At 44.8% G+C, this 14,688-nt stretch carries 13 protein-coding genes; 8 read left to right on the top strand and 5 right to left on the bottom strand.

What is annotated here, in order from left to right; genetic code table 11:
- Positions 1-126: 126 nt before the first annotated feature.
- The 3 genes from EV210_RS20835 to EV210_RS20825 are packed head-to-tail and all read left to right on the top strand — an operon-like array spanning position 127 to position 3,174.
- Entirely contained in the window at positions 127-1,065 is a 939-nt protein-coding gene (locus EV210_RS20835) for a substrate-binding domain-containing protein (protein ID WP_243650659.1), read from the top strand.
- Positions 1,062-2,510 carry a HAMP domain-containing sensor histidine kinase gene (locus EV210_RS20830; protein WP_132083295.1) on the top strand — a complete coding sequence of 483 codons (1,449 nt, stop codon included), beginning with the start codon at positions 1,062-1,064 and terminating at the stop codon, positions 2,508-2,510. Before EV210_RS20835 ends, EV210_RS20830 begins: the two co-directional genes overlap by 4 nt.
- Before the next feature lie 4 nt (positions 2,511-2,514).
- A complete protein-coding gene (locus tag EV210_RS20825) occupies positions 2,515-3,174 on the top strand; it encodes a response regulator (RefSeq protein ID WP_132083294.1) in 660 nt (219 codons plus the stop codon).
- A 66-nt stretch (positions 3,175-3,240) separates the two neighbouring features.
- Here EV210_RS20825 and EV210_RS20820 read toward each other — a convergent pair whose 3' ends face one another.
- A complete protein-coding gene (locus EV210_RS20820; protein ID WP_132083293.1) occupies positions 3,241-4,143 on the bottom strand; it encodes an RluA family pseudouridine synthase in 903 nt (300 codons plus the stop codon).
- Positions 4,144-4,362: 219 nt separating this feature from the next.
- Here EV210_RS20820 and EV210_RS20815 point away from each other — a divergent pair, with 219 nt between their 5' ends.
- The gene (locus EV210_RS20815) at positions 4,363-7,224 is read left to right on the top strand and encodes an FAD-binding and (Fe-S)-binding domain-containing protein (RefSeq protein WP_132083292.1); all 2,862 of its coding nucleotides are present in this window, start codon (positions 4,363-4,365) and stop codon (positions 7,222-7,224) included.
- 71 nt (positions 7,225-7,295) lie between these two features.
- Here the strand turns inward: EV210_RS20815 and EV210_RS20810 are convergent, their stop codons facing one another.
- From EV210_RS20810 to EV210_RS20795, 4 genes are all read right to left on the bottom strand, one after another.
- Entirely contained in the window at positions 7,296-8,213 is a 918-nt protein-coding gene (locus tag EV210_RS20810; RefSeq protein WP_132083291.1) for a metal ABC transporter solute-binding protein, Zn/Mn family, read from the bottom strand.
- Between the two features lie 103 nt (positions 8,214-8,316).
- The gene (locus EV210_RS20805; protein WP_132083290.1) at positions 8,317-9,165 is read right to left on the bottom strand and encodes a metal ABC transporter permease; all 849 of its coding nucleotides are present in this window, start codon (positions 9,163-9,165) and stop codon (positions 8,317-8,319) included.
- A gap of 18 nt (positions 9,166-9,183) precedes the next feature.
- A complete protein-coding gene (locus EV210_RS20800; protein ID WP_132083289.1) occupies positions 9,184-9,885 on the bottom strand; it encodes a metal ABC transporter ATP-binding protein in 702 nt (233 codons plus the stop codon).
- Between the two features lie 12 nt (positions 9,886-9,897).
- Entirely contained in the window at positions 9,898-10,323 is a 426-nt protein-coding gene (locus EV210_RS20795) for a Fur family transcriptional regulator (protein WP_132083288.1), read from the bottom strand.
- Positions 10,324-10,667: 344 nt separating this feature from the next.
- On the opposite strand from EV210_RS20795, the gene EV210_RS20790 reads away from it, so the two are divergent.
- From EV210_RS20790 to EV210_RS20780, 4 genes are all read left to right on the top strand, one after another.
- Positions 10,668-10,901, top strand: coding sequence for a FeoA family protein (locus tag EV210_RS20790; protein ID WP_132083287.1), 234 nt, complete (start codon positions 10,668-10,670; stop codon positions 10,899-10,901).
- Positions 10,902-10,929: 28 nt separating this feature from the next.
- The gene (gene feoB / locus EV210_RS20785; RefSeq protein WP_132083286.1) at positions 10,930-13,275 is read left to right on the top strand and encodes a ferrous iron transport protein B; all 2,346 of its coding nucleotides are present in this window, start codon (positions 10,930-10,932) and stop codon (positions 13,273-13,275) included.
- Positions 13,276-13,508: 233 nt separating this feature from the next.
- Positions 13,509-13,670 (top strand): hypothetical protein, encoded by a 162-nt coding sequence (locus EV210_RS22785; protein WP_165898986.1) that lies wholly within the window; start codon positions 13,509-13,511, stop codon positions 13,668-13,670.
- A 21-nt stretch (positions 13,671-13,691) separates the two neighbouring features.
- Positions 13,692-14,660, top strand: a complete 969-nt coding sequence (locus EV210_RS20780) for a hypothetical protein (protein ID WP_132083285.1) — start codon at positions 13,692-13,694, stop codon at positions 14,658-14,660.
- Positions 14,661-14,688: the final 28 nt, after the last annotated feature.

Here is a 14,688-nt window from a genome sequence, read left to right as displayed (position 1 = left end):
CACGGAAGTGTAATTGGACTTTTTGTTAGCAGAAACTCCATTTATGGAAGGCGTGGTTCGAATGGTAGAAGGTGTAGGTCGATGGATCGCAAGCAATACTTATTTTGTCCGCCTAGGAGGTAAGCAGTGAAGGTAGACCGCCAACAATTAGCCTTATGGGGAAGTATACTGCTAATGGCTTTTCTTATAGCCGGCTGCTATGGTAAAAACACTGTCCCTTATGTTAATTTTGAACAGCCTGTATCTGTTCCTAAGATTACCGCAGAAGAAGAGATTTCTCAGCGCCCGATTTTAATTGCTCTTGCCACTGTTTTGTCTCCTCATGAAACAATTTATTATTACCGGCAGATTGCTGCGCATGTATCACAAAAAACCGGTCGTCCGGCAGTATTGGTTCAACGGAAAACCTATGAGGAAGTAAATATTTTACTTGCTAACGGTGATGTAGATATTGCTTTTATGTCTACCGGTGCGTACAGTTCTTATCGGGGAATGAATGAAATTGAACTTTTGGTGATGGCAGAATATGAAGGCACAACGCTGTACAATGCGGAAATCATTGTACACCGGGACAGCGATTTCCGCCATATTGATGATTTGCAGGGAAGAACATTTGCCTTTACTGATCCTTTAAGTTATTCAGGTCATATGGTGATTGAAGATTATTTACGAAAAAGAAGAACATTGCCTGAATTGTACTTTAAACGGTATTTTTATACGTACAGTCATGACAAATCACTATGGGCAGTGGCCAACCGGGTAGCTGATGGGGCTAGTCTGGACAGTCAGATTCTGGACTATGCGAGAGCAAAAAATCCGGAATTACTGGAAAAGGTGCGAATTATTGCCACAATTGGTCCAGCGCCAACGGGGCCGATTGCCATCAAAAAACAGATGAATCCGGAATTGAAGGAGCAGCTGCGCGAAATATTTCTTACCATGCATCAGGATGCTGCTGCCAATGCGGTGTTAAAAAAATTGATCATACACCGTTTTGTCAATCCTTCGCCTGAATTGTATCGGCCCTTGCAAAAACTCTATGACCGGTCAGGTATCACAATATGAAGTGGTTTCGTCATTTGAGCATTTATTACAAATTCAATACCATTATTGTGAGTATGCTGGTGCTGAACTTGATTATGGGAGCGGTTATGATCCAAACCGCATCCAATCTTATCGAGGATCAAATGGAGAAAAGAGGGGCAGAACTGGCGTCTTATATTGGTGTATTAAGCAGCAATGATATCTTGCTGGATGACCGGTATGCACTATCAGACCGCATTAACAAAACAAAACGGAATACAGACGATGTCCGCTATATTATTGTTGCCGATTCAGCGGGGCGAATTTTGGCACACACATTCGACGATCAGTTTCCGTCAGGACTTCCGGTGCTGCTGGCAAAAAACAGTAATTCTGTTCAAACTGTGGAGCTGCCGGGAAGTGGCAGGTATCGTGTTGACAAATACGACAGCAATGAAGGCCTCATCAGAGAGGTTGTATGGTCGGTTGAAAACGGTGATATCGGGTACATTCGTGTTGGCTTATCGGAAAGGCAGACGGAACAAGTTCTGAATAGGAGGGTTAATGACTTTATCATTGCCATTTTATTGCTTTCCTTGTTATCGGCAATAGGAGCGACTTATATGGCCTTTGTTATGGTACGGCCTCTCCGTTCTTTAACACAGGCAGCAGAGCAGATCGGACATGGAAATTTCGCAGTAAAGGCTGTAGTGGTTAGCCAGGATGAGGTAGGAAAATTAGCACTGGTATTTAATGATATGGTGCGAAAGCTGCAGGAAAAGCAAGTAGAGAATGTTCGCTTAGTGGAAGAGCTGAAATTGAAAGAGGCCTTGCGGGCTGACTTAATCAGAAAGCTGTTTGTTATTCAGGAAGACGAGCGCAAGCATTTATCACGCGAGCTCCATGATGAAACAGGGCAGCTATTAGCCTCGCTATTAGCTTATATGAAATTGCTGCTTTCTAAATTGAAAGAGGAAGCACAGAAGGACCTGCTGCAAAAAGCGCGGGATGTTGCCATTCATGCTCTTGGCAGTCTGCGGAAAATTGCGGTTGATCTCAGGCCTCCGGTACTTGATGATCTTGGTTTAGCTGCGGCAATGCTTAAATATATTCAAACGTTTAGTGAACAGCAGGGAATTCGTGTACATATTGAAATGCCTGAAGGTAAGACGGATTTAGGCTCGGAAATATCGTTGGCGCTGTACCGGATTTTACAGGAAAGCTTAACGAATATAGCAAGACATGCCGATGCGGAGAATGTCTATATTTCCTTGCTTGACTCAAGTGAGACGATAAGTCTGATTATTAAGGATGATGGGATTGGTATTTGCAATGCTGCTGAGCAGGAAACAAAACGACAGAAAAACGGCTTGGGTATTTATGGAATGACAGAGCGGGCGGAATTGCTTGGTGGTACAATGAAATTAGAGTCAATTTATGGCACAGGAACGACCGTTTATGTAACCTTGCCAAAAAAGTTGGGGTGATGAAATGGTAAAGATAAAAATTATCCTTGCGGATGATCATTCAATACTGCGAACAGGCTTGAAGCTGCTGCTAAATAATGAGTCGGATTTACTTGTCGTAGGAGAGGCGGCAGATGGAAGAGAAGTATTGCATCTGCTGGACAGAGTTATGGCTGATGTTCTCATTGTTGATCTTTCTATGCCGAACATGAGCGGTTTAGAATGTATTAAAGAAATACGAAGCAGGGGAAATACTATCAAAATTTTAGTGCTGACGATGTACGAGAATGAGGATTATTTACGGGAAGCTATGCAGTCGGGGGCTTTGGGATATGTAGAAAAAAATGCGGTTGATACCGAGCTGTTTGAAGCTGTGCGGACAATCGCAAAAGGCCAGCGCTATTTAAGCCCTCAAAAAGCCCAGACACTCCTCAACTCGTTGTTAACGAACGTACATACAGCCCGTGTAAAAGATCCATATACAATTTTGAGCTACCGGGAACGGGAAGTGCTGAAATATATAGCCAGAGGCCATTCGATGAGCCAAATTGCCCAATTGCTGTGTATCAGCGTAAAGACGGTAGATACCCATAAGACCAGGATGATGGATAAGTTAGGGTATACGGAAAAAACAGAACTGGTGAAGTATGCTTTGGAAAATGGGATGCTATCCACCGAACTGTAGCATAGAAAACCGGATAGGCAAATGAAGTTCAAATGAAAAAGGCAGCTGAAAAGCTGCCTTTTTTATTTAATTTGCAGTGTAGCTGCTAAGGACCTGGGAAAAATCGGCAGGCAATGGCGCCTGTACCGTGATTTCCTGATTATTTTTTATGTGATAAAATGTTACGGAATGGGCATGCAGGGCTTGACGGCTGATTAGCGGCGACCGTACCCCATACATACCGTCACCAATAATCGGATATCCCAGATGTGCCAGATGGAGCCGGATTTGATGGGTTCTGCCGGTTTCCAGCTGTAACTCCAGCAGGGAAGCGGCCGCAGGCAAAAAAGCCTTAAGCGTTTGATAATGGGTAATGGCTCTTTCTCCCTGGATATGAATAGCCCGTCTGTTTGGCATAGTGGGGTGCGTACCAATTGGCAGATCGATTGTGTCTGCAGGAGGAACGGGAATTCCCTTGACTAATGCCCAATAAGTGCGTTTCAATTCATTAGCAGCCAACTGCTGTTCCAGGATAAATTGGCTGCGGCCGTCTTTGGCAAATAATACGCAGCCGGAAGTATCTCTGTCCAGGCGATGGATCGGCCGGACTGTACTTACAATGCCCTGTTCCTTAAAATGATAAGCTAAATGATTAGCCAGCGTGCCGGAAGTGGTTTGCCCTGTAGGGTGAACAAGCTGACGGGGGGGTTTATTTAATACTAATAGGTATTCATCTTCATACAGAATTTCGATACTGCCTTGTTCAGGGGGAACGCCATAAGCGGTGTCTTCTGATACAAGTACCCGTATCGTGTCAGCTGTGCTGATTTTTTTTTGGAGAAAAACGGATTTTCCATTGAGAAAAATTCCTTTTTGCCTGGTTAATTTTTGAATTTTTCTGCCCGAGTATTGCAGGATTTCTTTAAGATAAATTTCTAATGTTAATCCGTTATGCTCTTGTGCTACTTTATAGGAAGCAAATGATCGCAACGCAAGACCTTCTTTCCTGAATAGTATATAGATACTGGTAATAAAATGATTCTATTATAGCAAAAGCTGCCAGGATGGAGCAAGCAGGAATGAAAAAAGGAATGTTCAGACTAGTGAAAAAATAAAAAAGGTTTTTGTCAAAAAATACCGAAATAGTAGTTGAATTTTATTCATAATCATATCTAAGAACAAATGAATTGCGTATGGGTGGGTGAAAAAATGGAGAAAGAATTGCTAGAACACAATGTCAGAAATCTTCCGGAAAAGTACCGTCAATTTTACTCAGAAGTCGCTCAGTTTATTCCCGCTAAGCGGATGTTCGCCGACCCAATCCGGACACTGGCTTATGGTGCGGACGCCAGCTTATACCGCATCATCCCCAAAATAGTTATAAAAGTACGCACAGCGGCAGAAGTAACGAAAATCTTAAAAATCTGCAATACGTTTAAGATCGCCGCCACATTCCGGGCCGCTGGAACTAGTCTTTCCGGTCAGGCCCTGAGCAACTCCGTTCTCCTTGTTCTGGCTGGCGGCTGGAGCCGTTACAGCGTAGGCGACAGAGGAGAAACCATTATGCTAGAGCCTGGCATTATCGGGGCACAGGCTAATCAGTATCTAAAGAGTTTTTCGCGGAAAATAGGGCCTGATCCGGCATCGATTAATCATGCGATGATCGGCGGCATAGCTGCAAATAATGCCAGCGGTATGTGCTGTGGTACAGCAGATAACAGTTACAAAACCATCGCCGATATGAAGCTTATTTTTGCCGATGGCAGTGAACTTGATACGGCAGACCACACTTCCTGTCAGCAGTTTATCACAAGTCACGCTCCATTAATTGCCGAACTGCAGCGTATTCATGATGAAATTAATGGAGATGAACAACTCACACAACTGATTAAACATAAGTTTAAAATAAAAAATACTACCGGCTACAGTTTAAATGCATTTGTCGACTACCACGATCCCATCGACATCCTTAAGCATGTCATGATTGGTTCCGAAGGAACTCTCAGCTTTATTACGTCCGTAACCTATCACACTGTGTTTGAACATCCTTATAAGGCATCGGCCTTAATTCTTTTTCCAGATCTAAAGCAGGCATGCATTGCGGTGATGAAGCTAGATCGCCCATTGACTGCCGCAGCGGAATTGCTGGACCGCACTTCACTTCGTTCCGTAGAAGGGAATGCCGGCATGCCTCCTTATTTAAAGGAGCTTGATGAGCAGGCAACAGCCTTGCTAATTGAAACGAGGGCGCTTGATCAGGAAACATTGGCAGAAAATATTAAGCTGCTGATTCGGGATCTGGAGGGCATACCAGTTTTATTTCCGATTACGTTTACTGATGTTAAAGCGGAATATGAGCTGTTATGGAAAATCCGGGCCGGAATATTTCCTGCTGTAGGCGGTATCCGGCGGCAGGGCACTTCGGTAATTATTGAGGATGTTGCCTTCCCTAAAGAATATCTGGCAGAAGCAGTATTGGCTCTCAGGGAATGCATGAACCGCTATGGATATGAAGATGGCGTTATTTATGGGCATGCCCTGGACGGCAATGTGCATTTTGTTTTCACTCAGAATTTTGATACAGCAGACGACAGTAAGCGGTATCAGGACTTTATCAACGAAGTATGCCATATGGTAGTTGAGCGCTTTGAGGGGTCACTGAAGGCTGAACACGGCACAGGCCGTAATATGGCTCCTTTTGTGGAACTGGAGTGGGGTCAGAAAGCCTACAGCTATATGAAGCAGTTGAAGACGGCTTTCGATCCGGATAATTTGCTTAATCCTGACGTGGTAATTACCAATAACCCTGCAGTTTATTTGGAGAATCTTAAGTTTATGCCGCCTGTCCATGAAATTGTTGATAAATGTATGGAATGCGGTTTTTGTGAGGTGAACTGTCCGTCCCGCAATTTAACCAGCAGTCCCCGCCAGCGTATTGTTATTCAGCGCGAGATTGCCCGGTTGCAGGAGTCGGGTGAAGATTATGACCGTCAAAAGCAATTAGAAGCTGATTATGCCTATTTTGGCGAAGAAACCTGTGCAGCTGACGGCTTGTGCGAAACCACATGCCCGCTGGCTATTAATACAGGCAGCTATACAAAATACCTGCGTTCTAAAAAGGTGACAGCAAGAGGCCGAAACGTTGCCCTTTTCATGACGCGCAATTTCAGCGGAATAACATCGCTTGCTAAGCTTGGCCTGGCTGGTGCCCACTTGGCTCATGTTGCTTTGGGGACCTGTGCTGTCGGAAGCTTGGCGGGGGCGGCCCGCTCTGTCACACTTAAAGTTCCCAAATGGTCTAGATGGCTGCCCAAAGCCGGTTCCAGGCCGTCACCGCAGCCAATGCACGACAGTGAAAAACCAAAAATTGTTTATTTCCCCAGTTGTGTGAGCCGTACGATGGGGCCAGCGAAAGAAGATCATGATCAACGGCCTTTGCATGAGGCAATGCTGGCATTGTTTGCTAAAGCGGGCTATGCGGTAATTTTGCCACCTGAATTGGATAAATTATGCTGTGGTATGCCCTTTGAAAGCAAAGGGTACTTTGAGGCAGCTGATGAGATGAGTGCGCAACTGGAGAAGGCTTTGCTTGCCTGTACCAATAATGGCGCATATCCGGTGGTTTGTGATACCAGCCCCTGTGTTTACCGGATGAAGCGGGTAATGAAAAGTCCCTTGAAAATACTGGAGACAGTCGAATTTATTCATGATCACCTGCTCGAACGGTTGGATTTTGTCAAAGTACCTGATACCGTAGCCGTACATGTGACTTGCAGTTCGATTAAAATGGGACTTACTGATAAATTCCGGGTTATTGCCGAAACCTGTGCGTCAAAGGTCATTATGCCGGAAAAGGTGAAATGCTGCGGCTTTGCCGGTGATAAGGGCTTTTACGTTCCTGAATTGAATGAATCAGCTTTAGAACATTTAAAGGACGCGCTCCCAGCAGATTGCCAATGTGGTTACTCCAATAGCCGCACCTGTGAGATCGGGCTAGCTGATCACAGTGGGATCAGTTACCAGTCCATTGCTTACCTGGTGGATCGCTGCAGTATGGCAAAGAAAAAATAGATAACCATCAAAAGAGATAATAAGTGCTTTATTCCGGCGGTTACGGAATAAAGCACTTATTGTTTTGCTGTTTATTCGCCTAGTGCGTATTGCAAATTAGTTAAATTCATGCGCATAATGCTAAGATAGTTTTCGCCATTGGCCATTTCGTTTTCTGACAAGCCTTCCAGCGGATTGAGTACCAAGGTTTGTGCACCTGTCTCACTGGCAATAATTTCGGATAACTTGGGGTTAACTAAGGTTTCAAAAAATATATACCTGATTCCATTGCTTCGCACATGGCGAATGATTTGCGCCATTCGTTCAGGCGTTGGTTCCGCGTCCGGGGATAAACCCATAATTGCAATTTGATTTAAATGATAGCGGGCTGCTAGATAGCCAAAGGCAGCATGAGAGGTGATGATGTCGCGGCGGGCTGCCCCCGCTAATGCCTGCCGGTATTCATTGTCAAGTTCGGTGAGCTGGGAAGTATAAGCTGCGCTGTTGGTATAATAGTAATTACTATTGGCCGGATCGATTTCAGCGGCAGCTGAGGCAATAGCTGCTACAATAGCCTGGGCATTGACAGGGTCAAGCCAAACATGAGGATCCATTACGCCTGCTGCGGCTGGTTCGCCTTCTTCATCATATTGAGCCTGGAGCAAGGTGACTAGATCGGCAGCACTAACTGACTTTTTACCTGCTAACGTGGAGCTGTTGAGTTTTTCTACCCATGGCTCTAAGCCTGCACCATTAAAAATAACAAGATCAGCTTTTTTGACTTTGAGTAAATCAGATGGCGACGGCTCCCAGTCATGGGGCTCGGCGCCATTGGGGACTAAAAGCACAACATCCGCTTTGTCACCAACCACTTGTTTAGTGAATTCATATAACGGATAAATGGTAGTAACGATGGTTGGTTTATTCCACCAGGCGGCAAAGCTTACACTGGTGCATAACAGCATCGTCATGAGGGTGAAGCATAACAAACCTACTAGTTGCTTTCTCATCCAATCTCCTCCTAAAAAACAAATAAACAGTAATATTCTTATTTAAGAATATTACTGTTTATAGTATAAACGCCAATATTTACCTAGTCAAGAAAATACCTATTTAAGAGTGAGGATGGGAATGGGTAATCTCAGCTTTATTTACCCGTTCGGCATAAAACTGCTTATAGGCAAAGGCACCGGCGAAAATGGCGGAAGCCACGATAACAATCGTTCCCCCTGAGGCAAAATTCAAATAGAAGGAAGCAACTAACCCGCTCAGAACAGACAGCTCAGAAATGATTACCGCATTGTACAGGGTGCTTTTGAAGCTTTTCGAAATCTGCAGGCTGGCCGCTACAGGAATAACCATTAGAGCAGACACCATTAAAATGCCAACAACGCGCATGGCAATGGAAACCGTCAAAGCAGTTAATACTGCCAGCAGCAAGTTGATTTTTCTTACCGGCAGTCCGTTTATTCTGGCAACATCTTCGTCAAACGTCACAAAAAGCAGCTGTTTAAACATAATTTTAATGGTAAGTAAGACGCCTGCCGTTAATAGTGCGGTAATTTGAAGATCTTGCAGAGTAACCGTGACTATGCTGCCAAATAAATAGCCAATTAAGCTTACGTTGTTTATTTTGGCCATGCTGCTGAATAACACGGCACAGGCGACACCGGTGTAAAGAAAAATGGCAAGGATCATATCGCCGAAAGCGGGCCGGCGTGACCGCATTTCTTCAATGCCTACTGCAGCAAGTACGGTCAGAACCATGGCACTAATAACCGGATAAATGCCTAACAGCCAGCCGGTAGCTACGCCGGCGAAGGCCACATGCCCCAGTCCATCGCCAATGAGCGACTGCTTGCGCAGTAAAAGGAAAACACCAATAGTAGGGCAAATCAACCCCACCAGCAATCCGGCTAAAATCGCCCGCTGCATAAAATCAAACTCCAGAATTTCCAACATGAGAAAAACGTCCTCTCCTTATGAAAGTGTTGCCGCCTTAAGCCGGAAGGGCTCGGCCGGTCCATAATAACTCAAACCCTGGTCGAGGCGGAGCACTTTGCCAGCATAGGGGGCCACTTTATCAATATCGTGTGTAACTAACAGGATCGTTATATTCGCTTCTTGATTGAGCTTGCAGAGCAGCTCGTAAAATTCCTGAGAACCTTTGGCATCAATACCGGCTGTGGGTTCATCCAGTATCAGTGTTTCGGGCTCGGCGGCAAGCGCACGTGCCACCATGACCCGCTGCTGCTGTCCGCCGGAGAGATTGCCAATCAGTTTATGTTGAAAGGTCTCTACGCCGGTCAGCTTGATTGCTTTTTGAATCGCCTGCCGATCAAGCTGTCCTAAGGAGCGGCCAAGGGGAAGTCCCGGTATGCGTCCCATGGCAATTACCTCGGCTACCGTGATTGGAAAAGCACGGTCTCGAAGCGGGTTTTGCGGGACATAGCCAATTTTATGCCAGTTGGGAAATGATTTGACTAAATCACCGAAAATGCGGATTTCCCCGGCGTCAGGAGAAAGGGCACCGACACAAAGCTTGAGAAAGGTAGATTTACCAGCGCCATTACCACCTACGACGGCAACAAAGTCCCCCGCCTGAATTGCCAGGTTCAGATTTGTAAAAATAGGGTGACAGGGATAAGAAAAAGATACATTGGTAAACTCAAAAGCATTCATTGTTATCTCCGATCAGGCCAGTTGTTGGCATTGACGGCAATAGCCGTAAATTTCCAGGGAATGACCTACAATTTTAAACTCAGGACCAGCTGATTGCTGTAAATCCTGTTCATTAACAGGACAATAATCGAGGCAGTTAGCTTTTCCACAGCTCAAACAAACTAAGTGATGATGGTGATTATTTTTTACTAGTTCAAAGACTTTCGTATCCTTACCGGACAAGCCTATTTGGTTAACTACGCCCATAGCGACTAAAAGGTTAAGATTGCGGTAAATGGTATCAAGGCCAACATCAGGATAGGTTGCTTTAATGCTATGATGAAGCTCTTGGACAGTAGGGAATTTTTCAAACTGCAGCAGCGCTTTAATAATAGCGCGGCGTTGCGGTGTAATCTTACAGCCTTTGTCCTTGAGCAGGGCAATTAATTGTTCCTCCACGGTAAGTATCCTCCTAGTTAATAAAATTATTATTAACACAATTTTACTATGGATATACAAATTCGACAAGATAAATCAAATGAAACTGAAAGTCAATTTTGATCAACAAGTCTTTTTATCGTTATTAAAGAGACTTTATTGCTGCTTATTTAATAATAAGAAACTTATAGTATTCAATAGAAAAAGGGGGAGTTAGTGCCGTAAATCAAAGAGATCATGCATGAATTAGAATATGCATGGCGTTTTCCAATCTGTTATATCTTGACAAATGAATGAATGTGATCTATCATTTTTTTATGAGAATGAATTTCATTACCTTGAATATTGAATGGGGGTTGAGAGGAATGACGAAAACACTGAACGAGCTACTACCTGGAGAAACGGGTGTAGTTACAAAAGTGACAGGTTTCGGACCTATTAAGCGCCGCATCGTTGATATGGGACTTGTGGCTGGCACTAAAATTTTGGTGCAAAAGTTTGCACCGCTTGGGGATCCGATGGAAATAAAAGTGAAGAACTTTAATCTTTCCCTGCGGAAATCGGAAGCTGCTTTAATAGAATGCAGAGTGGCCGAATAATTTTTAAAAAATACGAGGATGTTAAATAATGACACAAACTAGTTTAACTATCGCTCTTGCCGGCAATCCGAACTCCGGTAAGACTACTATATTTAATAATATTACCGGTGCACGGCAGCATGTTGGTAATTATCCTGGCGTAACTGTAGAAAGAAGAGAAGGTTTTCGCAAATTTCAAAATCAAGAATTGCTGATTGTAGATTTACCTGGGACCTATAGCCTAACAGCTCATTCCTTGGATGAGGTTGTAGCCCGCGATGTTATTATTACGGAAAAACCGGATATTCTTGTTAATGTTTTGGATTCCTCTAATGTAGAGCGCAACTTGTATTTGGCGGCTCAGCTTCTGGAACTGGAAAGACCGGTAGTGCTTGCCCTGAATATGACCGACGTAGCTGCTACCATGGGGATGCCGGTAGATGCAGCTGCATTAAGCAGTAAACTGGGCATTCCGGTTGTCAATATGGTGGGCAACCGCAATATCGGTACAGACGAACTCTTAAAAACAGTAATTGAAACGGCAGCTAATAACCGGCAGCAGGCTTTTACAATTGATTATGGACCGCAGGTCGAAGCAAAAATCAAGCAGCTGCAAGAACTGCTGGCTGTTGTTCCCGAAGTCAAATATCCGATTCGCTGGCTGGCCGTAAAGCTGCTGGAAGACGATCAGGATATTCGCGCAGCTGTAAGCAATATGCCGGGTGGCTTAGAAATCGTAAATTGTGCTGCGACGGCGAGACGTGAGTTGAAGGAAATATTTGGTGATGATACCGAGCTGACGATCGCTGAATACCGCTATCGGTTTGCCGGTGAGATTTACCGGTCGGTCGTTGCTGACGGCAATAGGCACATTCAAACGGCTTCAGACAAAATTGATAATATTTTAACGCACCGGATCTTTGGTCTGCCAATCTTTTTCGGTATTATGTGGTTGTTGTTCAACGTCGTATTTACGCTGGGAGCGTACCCGCAAGACTGGATTGAAGCAGGCATTTCAAGTTTTGGCGACTTACTGGCTGCTCATATGGTTGACGGTGATCTTAAATCATTAATTGTTGATGGAATTATTGGCGGCGTTGGCAGTGTTCTCGTTTTTCTGCCGCAGATTTTATTGCTGTTTTTAGGAATTTCTTTATTGGAAGATACCGGCTATATGGCCCGGGCCGCTTTTGTTATGGACCGCGTTATGCGGGCAGTAGGACTTCATGGTAAATCATTTATTCCATTGTTGCTCGGTTTTGGCTGTAGCGTACCGGCTATTATGGGCTCCCGGACATTGGAGAATCCCCGTGACCGGATGGTGACAATTTTGGTTGCTCCGTTAATGAGCTGCAGTGCCCGTTTACCGGTATATACATTATTAGCAGCAGCCTTTTTCTCTGAGCAAATAGCTGGTACTGTGTTATTTTCAATTTATCTGCTAGGTATTTTGCTGGCTGTTGGGATGGCGATGGTTTTCCGTAAATATCTGTTCCCGGGATCTACCGAGGCTTTTGTGATGGAAATGCCGCCGTACCATATGCCAACCATGCGCAGCATTGTCACGCATATGTGGGAAAGAAGCGCTTTGTATCTGAAAAAGGCCGGTACCTTAATTCTTGCCGCCTCTATTCTGGTATGGTTTATGACTAATTATCCTACGGAAGTATCATACAGCAAGGATTATGATCAGGCAAAAGAGCAGGTGGAAGAGCAATTCACCGCAAAAACAACGCAGGATGTTTTATTGCCCTTGCACATAGAGAAATTGGAAGATCATGCGGCGCTGCAAGCCACTGTTGATGAATTACACGCGTTGGATGAAGAAATAGAAGAAGCAGAGGCCGAACAGGCTGATGCTCGCAAAGAGGCCAAATTAGCAGAGCTTGAACAAACACAGCCGGAGATTTATCCATATGCCGTACGCTACCAGGAATTAGACCAGGAGCGTGGTGAAGAACTGGCGAAGCTGGAGAAGGAAGAAGCCGGTGAGAAATTGGCACAAAGCTATGCCGGTCAATTCGGCCATATGCTGGAGCCGGTGATCAAACCGCTTGGTTTTGACTGGAAAATCGGCGTTGGCTTGTTTACGGCAGTAGCGGCTAAGGAAGTTTTGGTCAGCACATTAGGAACAATTTATAGTGTAGGCGAATCGGAAGACGATGCGACCGCCTTACAGGACGCTTTAGCGGCTGACCCTGCATTCAATCCGTTAGTAGCCGTTGTACTGATGATATTTACGCTGATTTATTCCCCCTGCCTGGCAGCACTTGCTGTCATGCGCCGCGAAACGAATTCCTGGAAATGGCCTGCCTTTAGTTTCGTGTATCAGACCGTACTAGCCTGGGTAATTGCTTTTGCAGTCTATCAGGTTGGCGGCATGCTAGGCTTCTAACGAATAAATATCGGGCAAGCCGAGGCAAAATGCCGGCAGTTTCCCTGGTGCCTGCTTTGGAACTGCCTGGCTGACCGTGACTGGCTGGCGGGGAAGCAGAATGCGGCCTCGCCAGTTTTGTTTTCAGACACGCTGATCGGGCGTTATAGGAATCCAAATATAACGGGCGCAACCGTATTTTGTTCTATGACCTGGTACTCAAAGGGTTGACGTCCATTCGAGGAGGACTTACAATGGAAAAGTTGATTGTAGGTGCAATTGGTGTAGTAGCGTTGGGGTATATTTGCTATGTTGTTTGGCGCAATATTGCCGGCAAGAATGCCTGCAATTGCAGTAATAGTGATTCATGCTCAAAAGGCAGTTGCTGCTCAAAACCAGATAAGGACACCAAATAAAAATACATAGGGAGTGTTTGTATGAAAGCGAAAAAGGTAGTTGCAATGCTGCTCGCAGGGGCGACACTGACCATGACTACGGCAGCATTTGCCGAAGTTAAATTCAGCGGAGATGTATCGGTAAAGTATGAAAAAGATACATTTGATGGTGATGATCCCGATTTGTCAGGTAATGTTACTACACTGAAAGTATTGGGCGAAGCTGATCTTGGTTCTAACTGGTCCTTCTATACCCGTTTGGGTGGGCAGCGTGTTTCTAATGCTGAAGTAGGCGCTGATTTTAATCAAGATGTATACAGCAAAAGATCTGTTTTGGCCTTTGACCAATTTGGTTTTACTCATACCGGCAAGGATTTCAATTATAAAATCGGCCGACAGGACCTTACGATTGGACAAACTGCACTGCTGTACAGCCGTTCAGACTCCAATATTGGTAAACATAACTTTGTAGATGGTATTACTGCTAACGGCAAGTCTGGTATTGTAGATTTGTCCCTGGTAGCGGTGCAGGAAGATAATGCAGCCGACAATGCGGATAACCGCATATATGCCCTCCGCGCTGGTTACAGCCCTTCGGAGAAATTCAACTATGGTGTGACGCTCGGACGCTATCAAGATAGAAGTGACGGTGGCGAAAGCACTAACCACTGGGCTGTTGACAGCACCTATACACTTGGTAAAAGCAGCCTGACAGGCGAGTATACCAAATCTAACAGCGACAGTGAAAACAAAGCGTATGCTGCAACATTAGGCTATGACTTTGACGGTAAAAATGCCGTTTCATTTACCTACTTCCGTGTCGAGGCAAATGGCGATATGGGTAAATCTACTGACTTTGAAAACGGTCAAAAAGGCATTCACTACGGTGTAACGCACCAGTTTGATGCTACTACTGGTTTGGAACTCGTATATAAAGACCGGAAATACATTCATTCCGCAGACGGCCCTAACAACACTGCCTTTGAAGCAACTGTAACGTACTCATTCTAGATTCTACAAGAATTAAGCAGAAGAAGCG

It is taken from the genome of Anaerospora hongkongensis, assembly GCF_004339805.1.
Lineage (GTDB): Bacteria > Bacillota > Negativicutes > Sporomusales > DSM-15969 > Anaerospora > Anaerospora hongkongensis.
Note: the sequence above shows the minus strand (reverse complement) of the source record. Positions and strands in the feature narration are given on the sequence as shown.